This window comes from Pseudomonas sp. IT-196MI5 (assembly GCF_949767415.1).
In the GTDB taxonomy this organism is placed as follows: domain Bacteria; phylum Pseudomonadota; class Gammaproteobacteria; order Pseudomonadales; family Pseudomonadaceae; genus Aquipseudomonas.
Map to the genome: position 1 here is coordinate 230,024 of NZ_CATKPZ010000066.1, position 16,684 is coordinate 246,707.

The 16,684-nt window shown below is 59.6% G+C and carries 14 protein-coding genes; 7 read left to right on the forward strand and 7 right to left on the reverse strand.

The genetic code is table 11. The features are described 5' to 3' along the window. Positions 1–131 precede the first annotated feature (131 nt). The 7 genes from cobG (at position 132) to ACM6IK_RS25390 (ending at position 7,213) form a co-directional block, all read left to right on the forward strand. Positions 132–1,454 (forward strand): precorrin-3B synthase, encoded by a 1,323-nt coding sequence (gene cobG / locus ACM6IK_RS25360; RefSeq protein ID WP_414876497.1) that lies wholly within the window; start codon positions 132–134, stop codon positions 1,452–1,454. Next, entirely contained in the window at positions 1,447–2,073 is a 627-nt protein-coding gene (locus tag ACM6IK_RS25365; protein ID WP_108218487.1) for a precorrin-8X methylmutase, read from the forward strand. Before cobG ends, ACM6IK_RS25365 begins: the two co-directional genes overlap by 8 nt. Beyond that, positions 2,073–2,804, forward strand: a complete 732-nt coding sequence (locus ACM6IK_RS25370; RefSeq protein ID WP_218431053.1) for a precorrin-2 C(20)-methyltransferase — start codon at positions 2,073–2,075, stop codon at positions 2,802–2,804. Before ACM6IK_RS25365 ends, ACM6IK_RS25370 begins: the two co-directional genes overlap by 1 nt. Then, on the forward strand, positions 2,804–4,507 hold the full coding sequence (cobJ, locus tag ACM6IK_RS25375) for a precorrin-3B C(17)-methyltransferase (protein WP_414876498.1): 1,704 nt from the start codon (positions 2,804–2,806) through the stop codon (positions 4,505–4,507). The genes ACM6IK_RS25370 and cobJ overlap by 1 nt, the downstream gene beginning before the upstream one ends. 238 nt (positions 4,508–4,745) lie before the next feature. Continuing rightward, a complete protein-coding gene (locus ACM6IK_RS25380) occupies positions 4,746–5,513 on the forward strand; it encodes a hypothetical protein (protein ID WP_414876499.1) in 768 nt (255 codons plus the stop codon). Positions 5,514–5,665: 152 nt separating this feature from the next. Next, the gene (locus ACM6IK_RS25385) at positions 5,666–6,478 is read left to right on the forward strand and encodes a hypothetical protein (RefSeq protein WP_414876500.1); all 813 of its coding nucleotides are present in this window, start codon (positions 5,666–5,668) and stop codon (positions 6,476–6,478) included. Positions 6,479–6,529: 51 nt separating this feature from the next. Continuing rightward, positions 6,530–7,213, forward strand: coding sequence for a hypothetical protein (locus ACM6IK_RS25390; RefSeq protein WP_414876501.1), 684 nt, complete (start codon positions 6,530–6,532; stop codon positions 7,211–7,213). An 18-nt stretch (positions 7,214–7,231) separates the two neighbouring features. On the opposite strand, the gene ACM6IK_RS25395 is transcribed toward ACM6IK_RS25390, so the two are convergent. The 7 genes from ACM6IK_RS25395 to ACM6IK_RS25425 form a co-directional block, all read right to left on the reverse strand. Next, on the reverse strand, positions 7,232–7,828 hold the full coding sequence (locus ACM6IK_RS25395) for a MarC family protein (RefSeq protein WP_111284385.1): 597 nt from the start codon (positions 7,826–7,828) through the stop codon (positions 7,232–7,234). Between the two features lie 63 nt (positions 7,829–7,891). Further along, a complete protein-coding gene (locus ACM6IK_RS25400; RefSeq protein ID WP_414876502.1) occupies positions 7,892–10,669 on the reverse strand; it encodes a response regulator in 2,778 nt (925 codons plus the stop codon). A 100-nt stretch (positions 10,670–10,769) separates the two neighbouring features. After that, positions 10,770–12,065: a phosphoribosylamine--glycine ligase gene (gene purD / locus ACM6IK_RS25405; protein WP_218430916.1), complete on the reverse strand. Its 1,296-nt coding sequence runs from the start codon at positions 12,063–12,065 to the stop codon at positions 10,770–10,772. Between the two features lie 144 nt (positions 12,066–12,209). Further along, entirely contained in the window at positions 12,210–13,817 is a 1,608-nt protein-coding gene (purH, locus tag ACM6IK_RS25410; protein ID WP_414876503.1) for a bifunctional phosphoribosylaminoimidazolecarboxamide formyltransferase/IMP cyclohydrolase, read from the reverse strand. An 82-nt stretch (positions 13,818–13,899) separates the two neighbouring features. Then, positions 13,900–14,220, reverse strand: coding sequence for a DNA-binding transcriptional regulator Fis (fis, locus tag ACM6IK_RS25415; protein ID WP_015093301.1), 321 nt, complete (start codon positions 14,218–14,220; stop codon positions 13,900–13,902). Continuing rightward, a complete protein-coding gene (gene dusB / locus ACM6IK_RS25420; protein WP_414876504.1) occupies positions 14,217–15,227 on the reverse strand; it encodes a tRNA dihydrouridine synthase DusB in 1,011 nt (336 codons plus the stop codon). The genes fis and dusB overlap by 4 nt, the downstream gene beginning before the upstream one ends. Before the next feature lie 184 nt (positions 15,228–15,411). After that, positions 15,412–16,665: a DUF3426 domain-containing protein gene (locus tag ACM6IK_RS25425; protein ID WP_414876505.1), complete on the reverse strand. Its 1,254-nt coding sequence runs from the start codon at positions 16,663–16,665 to the stop codon at positions 15,412–15,414. Positions 16,666–16,684 lie beyond the last annotated feature (19 nt).

A 16,684-nucleotide genomic window follows, 5' to 3' on the forward strand; every position in this document is an offset into this window, starting at 1 on the left:
CATGATAGCGCGGGTTCCTTGAGCTGACTGCCTTGTCTTCCCGACCGGAGTCTTTTCATGCAGCGAAGCAAAGCAGGCATAATACCGCGCACTTTCGCCGTGAATTGCCTCGCCACCTGAACGGGTCCGCCTTGAACCAACGTCCGCTGTCCTCTGCCTTACGCCCCTCGGCCTGCCCGGGGTTGCTGCGTATTGTGCCGGCACTGGATGGCGGCATCTGCCGGATCAAGTTGAGCGGTGGTTCGATCAGCAGCGACCAGGCCGAGGCCGTGGCGTCTGCGGCCGAGCGATATGCCAGCGGAGCGATCGAGGCGACCAACCGGGCCAACCTGCAGATCCGCGGCATTGGCAGCGAGCAAACGGCGTTGATCGACAGCCTGCTGGCGGCCGATCTGGGGCCGCAGAACGCGGCTGGCGACGATGTGCGCAACCTGATGCTCAGCCCCGGCGCCGGGATCGACCTGCGCATGCTGTTCGACACTCGCCCGCTGGCAGGGCAGATCCTCGCCACGCTGCAAGGCCACGAAGCGTTCCACGACCTCAGTGCCAAGTTCGCCGTGCAGCTCGATGGCGGCGAAGACCTGGCGATGCTCGAACATCCCCATGACCTGTGGCTCTCGGCGTTTGAGCAAGATGGCGAGCGACGGCTGGCGTTCGGTCTGACGGGATGCCCGACGGACAGCCCCGCCGGTTCGGTTGCGCTGGCTGACGGGTACGCTCTGGTGGTCGCGGTCCTTGAATTGTTCCTTGAACTGGCGCGCCCCGAGCAGACGCGGATGCGCCATCTACTGACCGGGTATTCGGTCGAGGACGTTCTGCTTCGGTTGGCTGAGCGCGTGTCGATGCAAGCGGTTGTCGGCTGGCAGCGGGTTTCGGGGTCCAGTGATGTGCACATCGGCGCACATCCCCAGGCTGAGTCCGGTGTTGTCTATGTGGGGGCTGTCCCGCCGCTGGGTCGGCTCGATCCGACGATGCTGCGGGGTGTGGCGCGACTGGCACGGGAGTTTGGTGATTCCAGTCTGCGCTTCACACCCTGGCAAAGCCTGTTGCTGCCCAATGTCCACGCGAAAAACGCCGCCGAGGTCATTCGGCAATTGCATTGTCTGGGCTTGCAGTGCGAAGCCGATCAGCCATTGTCCCGGTTGATCGCCTGCACCGGTTCCAACGGTTGCGCCAAGGGGTTGGCCGAAACCAAGGGTGATGCCCTGAAATTGGCCGAATTGCTGCAGCGTCTTGAACAAGCGCCGAACGTACATTTGAGCGGTTGCCCGCGTTCCTGCGCCGCCGCGCATACGGCGCCCGTCACCTTGCTGGCCGTCGCCCCCGGTCACTACGATCTCTATTTACGCGATGCAGCGCAGCCGGGTTTCGGCGCGCTACACGCACGCAACCTTACTATTGAAGCGGTCGCGGCCTTGCTCGACGCCCGCTCACGGAGCCCCATTGATGCTTGATTACATCCGCGACGGTCAGGAGATCTATCGCAACTCCTTCGCGATCATTCGCGCCGAGGCCAACCTCGACCGCATCCCGGCCGATCTGGAGAAACTCGCGGTGCGTGTGATCCACGCCTGCGGCATGGTCGAGGCCATCGACGGTTTGCAGTTTTCCGAAGGCGCGGGCAAGGCGGGGCGCGATGCGCTGGCAGCCGGTGCGCCGATCCTGTGCGATGCGCGGATGGTCTCCGAGGGCGTGACCCGCGCACGCTTGCCGGCGAACAACCAGGTGATCTGCACCCTGCGCGATGACAGTGTTCCAGCACTGGCTCGCGAGCTGGGCAACACCCGCTCCGCCGCCGCGCTGGAACTGTGGCGACCGCACCTGGAAGGCAGTGTGGTGGTCATCGGCAATGCGCCGACGGCGCTGTTTTACTTGCTGGAAATGCTCGACGCCGGTGCGCCGAAACCGGCGCTGATCCTCGGTTTTCCAGTGGGCTTCGTCGGCGCCGCCGAATCCAAGGCAGCGCTGGCGGCCGATAGCCGTGGCGTGCCTTTTGTCATTATGCAGGGTCGCCTGGGCGGTAGCGCCATGGCCGCCGCCGCCGTCAATGCCCTCGCCACGGAGATCGAATGATGCAGCAACCTGGACGTTTGATCGGCCTCGGTGTCGGCCCCGGTGATCCGGAACTGATTACCGTCAAGGCCCTGCGTTTGCTGCGCGAGTCGCCGGTGGTGGCGTACTTCGTGGCCAAGGGCAAGAAGGGCAACGCCTTTGGCATCATCGAAGCACACCTGCAAGACGCGCAGAATCTGTTGCCACTGGTGTACCCGGTGACCACCGAAGCCTTGCCGGCACCGCTGTCGTACGAGCAAGTGATCAGCGACTTCTACGATGACGCTGCACAAGAACTGGCCACGCATCTCGACGCGGGCCGTGATGTGGCGGTGATCTGCGAGGGTGATCCGTTCTTCTACGGCTCCTACATGTACCTGCACGACCGGCTCGCCGAGCGCTATCAGGCTGAAGTCGTGCCCGGTGTGTGTTCGATGCTTGGTGGCGCCTCGGTGCTCGGTGCACCGCTGGTGTATCGCAATCAAAGCCTGTCTGTGCTGTCTGGTGTGCTGCCGCACGACGAACTCAAGCGTCGCCTGGCCGATGCCGATGCGGCGGTGATCATGAAACTGGGGCGAAACTTTCCCAAGGTCCGCCAGGTGCTGGAAGAACTCGGCCTGGCCGAACGTGCGCTGTACGTCGAACGCGCGACCATGGCCAATCAGAAAATCGTGCCGCTGGATCAGGTCGAGCCGATGTCCTCGCCGTATTTCTCGTTGATCATCGTTCCCGGCGAAAGGTGGCAAGGTTGATGACTCGTCCAGTTCCGGTGATTGTCATTCTCGGCAATGGCAGCCTCGCTACCGCGCGCAGCATTCAGCAGGTGTACCCCGAAGCCCTGATCCATGGCCTGGCCGAACGGGTCGAAGGCGCGGATCGGGTCTATCACGAATTCGGTGCAACCCTGCGCGAACTCTATCAACAGGGCACGCCGATCATTGCCCTGTGCGCGGCCGGGATCGTGATCCGCACGCTGGCGCCCTTGTTGCTGGAAAAGGGCGCCGAGCCACCGGTATTGGCGGTGGCTGAAGACGGTAGCGCCGTGGTGCCGCTGCTGGGCGGTCTCGGCGGGGTGAATGTGATGGCGCGGGAGATTGCCGCGGCACTGGAAGTTTCTGCGGCGATCACCACCAGCGGCGAGTTGCGTTTCGGCACGTGCCTGCTCAACCCGCCCAGTGGCTATGCCCTTGGCGATCTGGAACTGGGCAAGCGTTTCGTCTCCGATTTGCTCGCGGGGGAAGTGGTGCGCATTGAGGGTGAGGCCCCGTGGCTGGCGCAGGCGCAGTTGCCCGAAAATGCGCAGGCCCGATTGGCGGTGCATGTCAGTCATGCCGAGCGGGCACCTGCAGCCAATGAATTGTTGATCTACCCACGCAATGTGGTGGTCGCTGTGGATGTTGGCTTGGTGAACGTCGCGGCGGCGGTGCGCGAGGCATTGCATCAGGCGAAAATCGCCGTGCAGTCGCTGGCCTGCCTGCTGGCCGCCGACACCGAAATGGCCAGTTCGGGGTTGCGCGAGGCGGCGCTTGAATTGGGCGTGGCGTTGCGTTTTGCCGGCGCTGAGAAGGCGCTTGGCGAACGTCTGCGCACTGCCATAGGCCAGCCCGTTTCCCTGCTGGGGAGCGACACCGTTGCCATTGCGGTAGCAGAGCAGCCGCTGGACCCATTGCAGATCGGCCGCCCGCGTGGACGGCTGGCGGTGATCGGCCTCGGGCCGGGCGCTGCTGAACTGATGGTGCCGGCAGTAAAGGCTGAACTGGCTCGCGCAACCGACGTGCTGGGTTACGAAACCTATGTGCGCATGGCCGGGCCGTTCCGCGCCGATCAAGTGCTGCATTGCACCGACAACCGCGAAGAGATGCAACGCGCCCGCCACGCCTTCGAACTGGCGGCTCAGGGGCGCTCGGTGGTGGTGGTTTCCTCGGGGGATCCGGGGGTTTTCGCCATGGCCGCGGCGGTGCTGGAGGCGCTGCACGAGTCCACCGACGCCCATTGGCACAACGTTGATCTCGAGATCCTGCCGGGCGTCTCTGCTTCGCTGGCGACTGCCGCCCAGGCCGGCGCGCCGCTGGGACATGACTTCTGTGTGCTGTCGCTGTCGGATAACCTCAAGCCCTGGGCAATCATCGAAAAGCGCCTGGACCTGGCCGCTCAAGCTGATCTGGCCTTGGCTTTCTACAACCCGATCTCGCGTTCTCGTCCGTGGCAATTGGGCCAGGCACTGGACATCGTCGCCCGACACCGCGTACCCGAGACGCCTGTGGTGTTAGGCCGGGACATCGGGCGTCCGGGGCAGACGCTGCGGGTTACCACCCTTGGCCAGTTGACCCCGGATCAGGTCGACATGCGCACCATGGTATTGATTGGCTCGTCCACCACCTGCTCTTTCCCTCGTCCTGAGGGGGGCGAATGGGTCTACACGCCGCGTTGGTATGGCGAAAAACCCGCTTCCTGAATCAAGACGCCTCTTCGGAGGCGTTTTTTTGCGAAGTTATCCTGCGTGAATAAGTTTCCGGTTTGTAGGCTTTTTGCTGGAAATATAAGTTTAAATATTGAGAGCGTCCATGATGGGCTGTTTTGATATTGTGTGATGTGCCTATTGATAACAGTTTCTTGGCGTATATTTTTTGTATGTTGGGAATTTCTTTGTTTCGATAGGGTGTGCAATATTTGTTAGTGGAGAGCATTAAAAAATGGACTTTGATTTTTCTGTTATCCCTGGTCTTGGACAACGCCTTGAGTTTATTCGGAATATGGGCTCTCTGCGTGTCCAGCGTTCAGGCAGGGTCAGGAGGTTTGCCGTTGGCGATGACATCGGGGCATATGATGATCGTGCGCAAAGTGCGATGCTGATTGGCAGAACGCTGCTGGGTTGTATGGCAGGCTTGAGCAGGGAAGAAAAGAAAGAAATCAAGAACAGTATCAAGATTGCCAGTTTGGTGTGTGATACATATGAAAATGAGGCGCTTGGTCTTGGCGATTGGCTGAATCGCTACGCGAGAACGCTTAATCATTTTGGATGGTATTCGGATCGACATCCAGGTGAAAAGGTTTATACGGATCTGTCCAGTACGGTTTCCGGAAAAATGATTGAAACGGTTCAGCAACTGGGTAACGAACCCATGCTGACCAACAGCATAGCGGCTTTCAAGTCGCTGGAATCTGACGCCCGTGGGTTGGCGGCCTATGCCGGAGCGACGCTGTACGGCAAATCCTTTCAAGTTGCACCGGCAGGGCGTGACAGCAAGGGAATGCTGACGATGGAACTAAATCACGCGCGGTTGAACGTCAAGCGAAAAGCCGAGAGTTTCCTGTTTGTCAGTTGGCAGAAGGGTGAAGCCGAGTTGCAGCATAATTACCGAAGCTTTTATCTCGACAGAAATGCTTACGCGGAAACGAAACAGAAGTTGGAGGATATCCTCGAGGAAAGCGATATGGCAGAAATCGAGTTAAGGCTTTGAAAGTGCGTTGTCGTTATTTTGTAAGTAATGGTTTTAGGGGGGTGTTGCGTATTGTTTTTAAGATTGGTCGGTATTGACACTCAATTGTGAATTGATTAACTTTTGTTTTGGGCTGGGATTGGCCCTTATAATATACTATATGGATATTCGAAATGACTAATGTTACTGCGGTAGAAATGAGCGAGGCGCAATGCCTGGAATTTATCGAGGAAAGCCTGAAAGAAACTTTTCCTGTTATTCAACAACAACAACAAGCCGGTAGACGTGTTCGCCGTGCTGTCGACAGGGTTATTGATACCGATAAGTTGAATGCAGCGATTCTCAACGCCACGATGATTTCCTTTCCCGAGGGCGTGAGCCGCCGCAACAAAACAATTATAAAGCGAACCTTTTTGTTCGCCGACCTGTCTGCGCAGATCAAATTTCCCAACGAGCAAGATCAGGTTCAACGCTGGGAACATATGCTTAAAGGGATGAAAGCCATGGGTTGGACCATGTTCGGCAACCCGACGATCAATTACCAAGAGTCGGCGAGCGGCCTGCTAATGTCCAATCTGGTGCTGGACATTGCCAAATCAATGATAGGCGGTCTTGGCGGCGGCCTCGGACCTATCCTGAAGCTGGGGGCAGAAAAGGCAATCGAAGGACTGCAGGCCAATAAGGAAGCATTGAAGCTCTATGAAAATAACGGCAAGAAAGGCGATGGTGCAAACTTCGGTCTCGCAAGCTGTGCACAGGATAGCGATGGTGAAGTCAGCCTGGTGATGAGCGCTATCAGTTATTACACCACATCCGGAAATACCAAGATCGCTTTCTTTGACAAGACCTCCTCGTCTGGCAGGTTGTTTCAATCCAAAGGTGTTTTCAGCATCCATGCCGATGACTATACCGAGAGGAAGGAGGATGCAGCCAACAAGTTCTATGAGGCTGTCGATAAGCGCCTGGAAATGGAGTTTGGTATCTGATTTCCAGTCTGGTCAGGTGCGATGCACCTGACCTTTTGCGAGGTGTGCAATATGAGTAGTACTGGCTATGTGAATGCGGGAAGCTTATTGATCATTTCGTCGTCGCTGCCGATGCCGGTGCGCGAAGACATCCTTTCTTCACTTCTTTATGCACAGTTGACTTCAAGCAAGAGTTACCCGGAATTCAAGGATTTCAAGGCTTGGAACAGCAGGTATGCCGAGGCATTGAAGTTTCTTCTCTATGAAGTACCGGGCCGGGTAGGGGACGGGTTCTTTTCGTCCTCTGTGGATGAATGCGTAACGTTCGAGAGCCTTGTCAGGCAACGGCTGGCGCCTTTGTTGGCGCCTGATGAATGCAGCTCGTTGGATCTTTTGCTGCAACACACTGTGAGTCTTGAATTGCAGAACCCAGGTCACGATTTGTTGACGCGATACGCCGTAGAGGCGGGAAGGGCGCAGAGCGGTAGTGCCCCGGATGTCAACCGTATCAGGATCCATGCCGGCGTGGTGGATGAGTCTGCAACCCTGAGAATGCTGACTATCAACCTTGCTACCCGTACACCCATTGAACCGGTTTTTCTCAACCAGAGTTTCATGTTGAGCGAGATTGTCGGAGATGTTGAAACGAAATGCTTTGTCGCCCAACTGGACGAAGACTATGCAGAGTACAAAAGGAAGTGGGTGCTCGACGCTCTCGGTGGACGGCGTGAAAAGGAGATCGAAAGACTTTATTGATGTGTTCTTGCTGTCTCATCACGGCACCAGATAGCCTTTGACCCCGGTAAAAATAATCTGTGCCGCCAGTGCACACACGAACAACCCCATCAAGCGGCTGACAATCTGCAGCCCCTGGTCGCCAAGAATGCGCTCGATGCGGCTGGACAGATAAAGCACCACCCCCACGGTGAAACTGGCCAGGGCAATGCTGACAATGGCCGTGAGTTTGTCATCCCAGTGCGGCTGGCTCACGCCCATTACCAGCAAGGCACCGATGGTGCCGGGGCCGACCGTCAGCGGAATGGTCAGCGGGACGATGGTCACATCCTGCTGCACGTTGTCGGTTTGTACCGCCGATTTGCCTTGTGCCATCCCGAGTGCCGAGATGAACAGGACACTGCCTGCGCCGATGCGGAATGCGTCTACGGTAATGCCGAAAACACTGAAAATCACTCGGCCGAACAAGTACAGCAGCACGCTGGAGACCAGGGTGGCGACCGCTACTTTCCAGGCCAGTCGACGCTGTTCCTTGCGCGAATAACCACGGGTCAGGCTGATGAAGCAGGACAACACGAAGAATGGGCTGTAGAGCACCAGCATCTTCAGGTAAACGCTGAACAACACATGGAGCATGATGCCGGGCTCACTGGCGAGGGAAGTCGGGGGAGTCTATCAGGGGTTGCGCAGTCTGTCGGCTCAGGACGGTTGGGTCGTTGCGCGATTGTGCTGGTCACGCTGGGCGACCCAGTGTTCGATCAGCTCGCGCAACTGTGACAGTTCGACCGGTTTGGCCATGTGCCCGTCCATGCCGGCCTGCCGCGCACGTTCTTTGTGTTCGGCCAGGATATGGGCGGTCAATGCCACCACGGGGGTTCGGACCCGCTGGTTGCTGACTTCCCAGGCACGCAATTGCTGGGTGGCCGAGAAGCCGTCGAGGATCGGCATTTCGCAGTCCATCAGCACCAGGTCGTAACGCTGGGCTTTCATCGCTCGCAAGGCTTCTTCGCCGTTGCAGGCAGTATCCGGTTGCAGGTTGAGCTTGCTCAGCATGCCGCGGATCACCTTGGTGGAGATGCTGTTGTCTTCGGCCACCAGGATGCGGAAGTCGCAGGGGACCTTGACCGGCAGGACCTGGCCGCTTGGCACGGGCTGGGTAGCGACGAGACCTTTGTTGCGTTGGGTCAGTTCGTCGGCCAGGGTTGTCTTGAGGGTGTAGCCGGCTACCGGTTTGGCGAGGATGCGCTTGATCCCGGAGTTGCGCGCGATGATCTTGCTCGGTGCGTTGCTGATGCCGGTGAGCATGATCAGCAGGATGTCATGGTTCAGGCTCGGGTCTTCCTTGATCTTGGCCGCCAGTTGCATGCCGGTCATGCCGGGCATGTTCTGGTCCAGCAGGACCACATCGAAGTAATCACGCAAATGAGCCTTGGTGCGCAGCAGTGCCAGCGCTTCCTTGCCGGAAGGCGCGGCGCTGACGTTCAGGCCCCAGGCGCTGCATTGCTGCACCAGCACCTTGCGACAGGTGTCATTGTCGTCCACCACCAATACCCGCGCACCTTGCAGCGGGCCGTCGAGATCGGAGGTCGGGTGTTCGAGGCGATCCGGGTCCAGCGGCAGGGTCAGCCACAGGGTGCTGCCCTGGTTGCTGCCACTCTTGATCCCGAACTCCCCTTGCATCAAGCGGATCAGTTGGCGGGCAATCACCAGCCCCAGGTTGCCGCCCAGGTGGGTGGCCGAAAGGAAATGCCGGCTGTGCAGTTCGGCGTGCATCAGGGCGTCGCGTTCTTCGGCGTCCATGGGCTCGCCGCTGTCCTGCACGGCAATACGCAGGCGTGGTTTGTTGTTGCGCTCGTCAAGCGCCACGACAATCAGGATCTCGCCTTCATCGGTTTTTTTCAGGGCGTTTTCCAGAAGGCTCAACAGGGTCTGGCGCAAGCGTGTCGGGTCACCGCTGATCACCCGAGGCACTTGTGGCTGGATGAAGCTGATCAACTCGACGTTTTGCTGCTCGGCCTTGGCGCGGAAGATGCTCAGGCAGTCTTCGATCAGCGCGTTGAGGTCGAACTGCACATCGTCCAGCTCGATCTGCCCGGACTCGAGTTTTGAGATGTCGAGAATTTCGTTGATCAGTGTCAGCAGCTCGTTGCCGGCGCTGTGGATCGTCTGCACATAGTCGCGTTGCTTGACTGAAAGCGGTGTGCCCAGCAGCAGCTCGGTCATGCCGAGGACGCCATTCATCGGGGTGCGGATCTCATGGCTGATCTTCGCCAGGAACTCGGCCTTGGCGTTGATCTCGGCGTTGCTGGCCGCCAGGTCACGGCTGATGCTGAAACGGTCTTCGGTGATGCGGCGCTGGCGCTCGCTCAATGCAATGCTCATCAGCAGGCCGCTGATGCAGATGAACACCAGCAAGATGGTGAGCAGGCCATGGGGTTCGATCAGGGTCAGCCCCAACAGGGCGGGCAGGATGATCAGTGTCCCGAGGTTGAACACCACCATGGCCGCCACGAAGAGGCGAGCCGGGCGATAACCTTTTTGCCAGTGATGGGCGCTGATGAACAGCATGCTCAGGCCTGCCAAGGCTACCAGACCGTAGGTAATGAAGTTCAACGGCAAGGTATTGACGAACAGCAGCATCAGGCCGCAGGCGGTGATGAGCAGGATCTCGCCGAGCAGCAAGCGGTTCAGCGGGTGCGGCCCGAGTGGGGAGAAGAAGCGATAGGTAAGCATCAGGCCGCAGGGCGCAGTCATTAACAATGCCAGGTAAGCCCCCGGCGTTTGCAGTGCATGCCAGTCCGGCAGCCAGGGACCGGCGAGGTTCAGCAACAGCAGCAGGCTGAGCATCAACAACCCTTCGCACGTCGCCAACCAGAGGGCGCTGTGTGAGCGGGTGTAGGTGTAGCGGATGAGATTGTGCAGGATCAACATGGCGATGCAACCGAACAGCAGGCCATAGATCAGCGTCTGGTTCTGGTTGGCAGCCGCGAGGATCGCCGATTGCAGGGTGATATAGGGGCGTAACTGGTGATCGGAGGCCAGTCGCAGGTAAACGTCGAGGGGGGTGTCGTTTTGCGGCAGGGCCAGCATGAAGTCGCTGCTGGGCAATGGTCGCTCGGATTGCGGCTGTTCGTTGCCTGTGCTGGATTGATCGACCAGCTTGTCGCCGTCCAGCACGTACATGTTGAACTGGCGCAGGTCAGGCGCGAACACTCGCAGCAACTGTTCGTGGTTGCCCGGCGCAAGCCTGAATCGCAACCATAACGCGCCATCGGGTTCGGCCGCGGTAATGCGGTCGAGTTCGATAGGGCTGAATTGATTGGTATAGCGTGCGGAGCGGATGTCGCTCAGTTGCAGGTCGCCCTGTTCGTCGAGCAATACCGCCCAGCCACTGCCTTGCGCGGCCTGGGCCGGTAACATGCAGAGCAAGGTCAGCAAAGTGACGGTAAAGCTTATGGCAATCCTGAGCCAGCGCACGGCGAAATCCCTTCGTTTGTTTGATGCCAGAATATAACGATGCGCGGTGCCGGAATAGCCAGGCAATGAACCGTGTTCATTGCCTGGCGCAGTGTTTACCTTATTCCTGATTCTCGCCACGCTCGCGGGCAATGGCGCGGTAGCCAATGTCCTTGCGATAGAAGCAGCCTTCCCAGTCAATCGTAGCCGCCAATTTGTAGGCCTGCTGTTGCGCCGCGTCGACGCTGGCACCCATGGCCGTGGCGCACAGCACGCGACCACCGGCCGTCACCACCTGACTATCCTTGAGTGCAGTACCGGCGTGGAAAATCTTGCCTTCCAGTGCGGCGGCTGCATCCAGCCCCTTGATGGCTGCACCTTTGGCGTAATCACCAGGATAGCCGCCAGCGGCCAGGACGATGCCGACGCTCGGACGTGGATCCCATTGCGCTTCTACTTTATCCAGCGCCTGCGCCAGGGCGGCTTCGACCAGCAGCACCAGGCTCGACTGCAGACGCAGCATCACCGGTTGGGTCTCAGGGTCGCCGAAACGGCAGTTGAATTCGATGACTTTTGGGTTACCAGCCTTGTCGATCATCAGGCCGGCGTACAGGAAGCCCGTGTAGACATTGCCTTCCTCGGCCATGCCGCGCACGGTCGGCCAGATCACCAGGTCCATGACACGCTTGTGCACGTCGGCGGTGACCACGGGTGCCGGGGAGTAAGCACCCATGCCGCCGGTGTTTGGACCGGTGTCGCCGTCACCGACGCGTTTGTGGTCCTGGCTGGTGGCCATCGGCAACACATTCTTGCCGTCGACCATGACGATGAAGCTGGCTTCTTCGCCGTCCAGGAACTCTTCGATGACCACGCGCGAACCCGCATCGCCAAAGGCATTGCCCGCCAGCATATCGCGCACGGCGTCTTCGGCTTCAGCCAGGGTCATGGCGACGATTACGCCTTTGCCGGCGGCCAGGCCGTCGGCCTTGATCACGATCGGAGCGCCTTTTTCACGCAGGTAGGCCAGGGCTGGCTCGATTTCGGTGAAATTCTGGTAGTCGGCAGTCGGGATCTTGTGGCGAGCCAGGAAGTCCTTGGTGAAGGCTTTCGAACCTTCCAGCTGCGCAGCGCCGGCGGTCGGACCGAAGCAGTCGAGGCCGCGGCTGCGGAACAGATCCACAACACCGGCAACCAGCGGCACTTCAGGGCCAACGATGGTCAGGGAAACGTTTTTCTCGGCAAAGTCTGCCAGTTGCTCAAGCGCCAGTACGTCAATGGCGACGTTCTCGCACTTGGCTTCGATGGCGGTACCGGCGTTGCCCGGAGCCACGAACACTTTCTGCACGCGCGGATCCTGAGCCACTTTCCAGGCCAGGGCGTGTTCACGGCCACCGCTGCCAATGATCAAAACATTCATTTCAAAAACCTCGGATGACGCTAATTCGGGGAAGCATCCGGCTGGATGCTCTTGTAGGAGCTGGCTTGCCAGCGAAAGGAGCACCGCGGTGTGTCTGACGGGGCCCCTTCGCCGGCAAGCCGGCTCCTACGGTTGATCGTGTACTTAGTGACGGAAGTGGCGCATGCCGGTGAACACCATCGCGATACCGGCTTCGTCGGCAGCAGCAATCACTTCGTTGTCACGCATCGAACCGCCCGGCTGGATCACCGCAGTGATACCGGCTTTGGCCGCGTTGTCGATGCCGTCGCGAAACGGGAAGAATGCGTCGGATGCCATGACCGCACCTTGAACCTGCAAGCCAGCATGTTCGGCCTTGATCGCGGCGATACGCGCGGAGTTCACGCGGCTCATCTGGCCGGCGCCGACACCGATGGTCTGACGGTTCTTGGCGTAGACGATGGCGTTGGACTTCACGTACTTGGCGACTTTCCAGGCGAAGATCAGGTCGTGGATTTCCTGCTCGCTCGGTGCGCGCTTGGTCACCACTTTCAGGTCGTCGGCGCCAATCATGCCGATGTCGCGGCTCTGTACCAGCAGACCTCCGTTGACGCGTTTGTAGTCCCAGGCCGCCGCACGGTCAGCCGACCACTCGCCGCAGGCCAACAGGCGTACGTTGGCTTTGGCGGCGACGATGGCGCGGGCTTCTTCGCTGACCGATGGCGCGATGATCACTTCGACGAACTGACGCTCGACGATCGCCTTGGCGGTCTCGGCATCCAGTTCACGGTTGAAGGCAATGATGCCGCCAAACGCGGATTCGGTGTCAGTGGCATAGGCCAGGTCGTAGGCCTTGCGGATGCCGCCTTCGGCATCAGGGCTGACCGCCACACCACATGGGTTGGCGTGCTTGACGATCACGCAGGCCGGCTTGACGAAGCTCTTTACGCATTCCAGCGCGGCGTCGGTGTCGGCCACGTTGTTGTACGACAGTTCCTTGCCTTGCAGTTGGGTCGCGGTGGCGATGCCGACTTCGGCAGGCTTGGCTTCCACGTAGAACGCCGCGCTCTGGTGCGGATTCTCGCCGTAGCGCATTTCCTGGGCCTTGATGAACTGGCTGTTGAAGGTGCGCGGGAACTCGCTGCGACCTTCTGTGCTGAGGGTGTCAGCAGTCTGGTTCACGGTGCCCATGTAGTTGGCGATCATGCCGTCATAGGCGGCGGTGTGCTCGAAGGCCTTGAGCATCAGGTCGAAACGCTGAGCGTAGGTCAGGCCGCCGGCCTTGAGGTTTTCCAGGACGCGGGCGTAATCGCTGGCGTTGACCACGATGGCCACGTCTTTGTGGTTCTTGGCTGCCGAGCGAACCATGGTCGGGCCGCCGATGTCGATGTTTTCGATGGCGGTCGGCAGGTCGCAGCCTGGCTTGCTGATGGTGGCTTCGAACGGGTACAGGTTGACCGCAACCAGATCGATCGGCTTGATGCCGTGCTCGTTCATGATGGCGTCGTCGATACCGCGACGACCGAGGATCCCGCCGTGGATTTTCGGGTGCAGGGTCTTCACCCGACCGTCCATCATTTCGGCAAAGCCGGTGTAATCAGCGACTTCCACTGCGGCAACGCCGTTGTCCTGCAGCAGCTTGAACGTTCCGCCGGTGGAGAGGATCTCGACGCCCAGGGCTTCAAGCTCCTTGGCGAATTCGAGGATCCCGGTCTTGTCGGAAACGCTGATCAAGGCGCGGCGGATCGGCAGGCGGGTAGTCTGGTCGGTCATCTCAATTTCCATCAAAAGCAAAGGAAGTCAGCAAAAAAGGCGACCGGTTTTACGCGGGCGCCTTTCTGGTTTGATTGAATGCTTACAACAAATCGTACTGCTTGAGTTTCTTGCGCAGCGTGCCCCGGTTCAGTCCGAGCATCTCGCTGGCCTTGGTCTGATTGCCCTTGACGTAGTTCATCACGCACTCGAGCAGGGGAGCCTCGACTTCGGAGAGCACCAGGTTGTACACATCCGTGACGGCAGCGCCCTCAAGGTGGGCGAAATAATTGTGCAGCGCCTTCTCGACACTCCCGCGAAGGGTCTGGCCTTCTTCGCTCGGCGTATTGAGGTGCTGTTTCAAATTTACGTTGTCGCTCACGGGTGTTGTTCCACTCACTAAAGTCTCGGTCATCATCGTCATGCGGCCACCCACTCTCCGTCCCCTGTCAGGCTCTTGTAACGCTCGGCGAAAAACGCCCGAACGTTGGCGCATTGTGTATCCGTACCATCCAAACGATTGAAGTGGGCGCGAAACTCCCTGGCGCCCGGCAGGGTTGCGAGATACCAGCCCACATGCTTTCGAGCAATGCGCACACCCATGACATCGCCATAGAAGGCGTGCAGGGCGGCCAGATGCTCTAGCAGAATGCGTTCCACCTCGATCAGTCCCAGCGCCGGGAGCTTCTCGCCGGTACGCAGGAAATGGTCGATCTCGCGAAAAATCCATGGCCGCCCCTGGGCAGCCCGGCCAATCAACAAACCATCGGCACCAGTCGCGTCGAGCACGTACCGGGCTTTTTCCGGCGAATCGATATCGCCGTTGGCGAAGACCGGAATCGACACCGCCTGCTTGATCGCGGCAATGGTGTCGTACTCGGCTTCACCTGTGTACAGGTCGGCACGGGTGCGGCCATGCACCGCCAGCGCCGTAATGCCTGCCTGCTCGGCGATCTTTGCCACCGTCAGGCCATTTTTGTTGTCCCGGTCCCAACCGGTCCGGATCTTCAGGGTAACCGGCACATCGACCGCAGCCACGACGGCCTGCAGGATCTCGGTTACCAGGGATTCATCCTTCAACAGGGCGGAACCGGCAGCCTTGTTGCAGACTTTTTTTGCCGGACAGCCCATGTTGATATCAATAATCTGCGCGCCCATTTCAACGTTGGCACGGGCGGCGTCCGCCAGCATCTGCGCGTCTCCACCAGCGATCTGTACCGAGCGTGGCTCGGGATCACCTTTGTGGATCATGCGCATGCGCGACTTGCGGGTATTCCACAAGCTCATGTCGCTGGTGACCATTTCCGAGACGACCAGTCCCGCGCCCAAGCGTTTGCACAGCTGCCGAAAGGGCTGGTCGGTGACGCCCGCCATGGGGGCGAGAATCAAGCTGTTGTGTAATGTGTATGGGCCGATGCGTACCGCCGACATAGGACTTCCCTGTTGTGGGGCCGGATCATGGGAGTTCGAAAAAGGGTTGGCATGATACCCGCTCTCGATGACTGGATAAAGGCTGAATTGAACAAATTCTGAACAGTTATTCTGTTATTACCCGTGGTTTGGTTTGCCAGGGGCAGTCAGAAAGCCGACGTTAATCCGGGAGCAATGAAGCGTTTCACTCCGGAGAGTGGAAGCTCAGACTGTAGTTCACGGCCTTGGCGCCGGGGTCGAGAATGTCCAGGGCGATGTGGATCGGCGTTTGCGGAGGCATCTCCGCCATGCCTTCGAGATCGCCATTGAGGTACTCGCCTGGCTTGAAGCGACGACTGGCGATCAGGTGGCCATTGAGGTCGGCGAAGCGCAGTTCCAACAGCGGGAAGGGCTGGGAGAAGGGCGCGCGATTATAGATGATCGCATCGACCACCAGGGCGCCATTGAACTCGGGATGGCTGCGCACCACCAGGTTGCTGCTCCTGATTTTCGCGATGTCGACCTTGGAAGGCACGGTGCAGCCGATTTGCGGGCACAGTTGCTGGAACCACGGGCGATACTGATCCTGTCGCGCCAGCTCATCGAAATGGTAGGCGATGTACTGGCCGGCGAGGGCGCCAGCAGCAATCAGCACCAGCAGCAGCCACAACAGCCGTCGGCCCCAGGGTGAGCGGCGTTTTTGCCAGTCCAGTTGCAGTGGGTCGTCGGTCAGGTCTTGCAGCACTTCGGCACGCACGCCCGGCTCGCTACGTTCGCGTCGCTTGCGCAGCGGTTCGATCGAGGGCAGGTTGTCGTCGGTTTCGCGCTCGTCGGCAGCTGACAGGCGTTCGTGGTTCAGCGGCGCATCGAGAGGGTCGTGCAGTCGCAAATGGGGTGGCTGCTGTTCGTCGTCGAGATCAACCGGTTCCAGAGACAGCGAAGGTTCGGTGCGCGAGGCTTTGCCCGGTTCGACTGTCGGCTCTGACGTTTCAAGGCTTTCGAGCGGTTTGTCGAGTTGCGCACGATCCGCTGCCGATTCACTGAACAGGCTGTCGGACCACGGCTCCTCGTCATCCTGCCCGGCGCTGTCGCGACGGGCGCTCAGCGAGTCGTCGCGATGGCGGCCGAGCTCGGTGGCCGGCTGGATTTCCCGCTGTTCGAGCCGGGCGAGTTCTTCGTCGAGGTCGAGACTGTCCAGATCCAGCTCGGTGGCGCTCCATTGCTTTTGGCTGATGGCGCGCGGCGGCGATGCTTCGAGGGGTCGCGCAGGCTGCTCGGGCGGGAGCGGCTTCGCTGCCGGTGGTTCCTTGCCGGCCTGCTCAAGCAGCTGCCTGGCGGCATTGAACACCTGCAGGCATGAGCCGCAGCGAACCACGCCACGCGCCACGCTCAACTGGGCATGGCTGACGCGGAAGCTGGTTTGGCAATGCGGGCACTGGGTGACGAAGCTATCGGTCATGCGGCGATCCGGATTATGC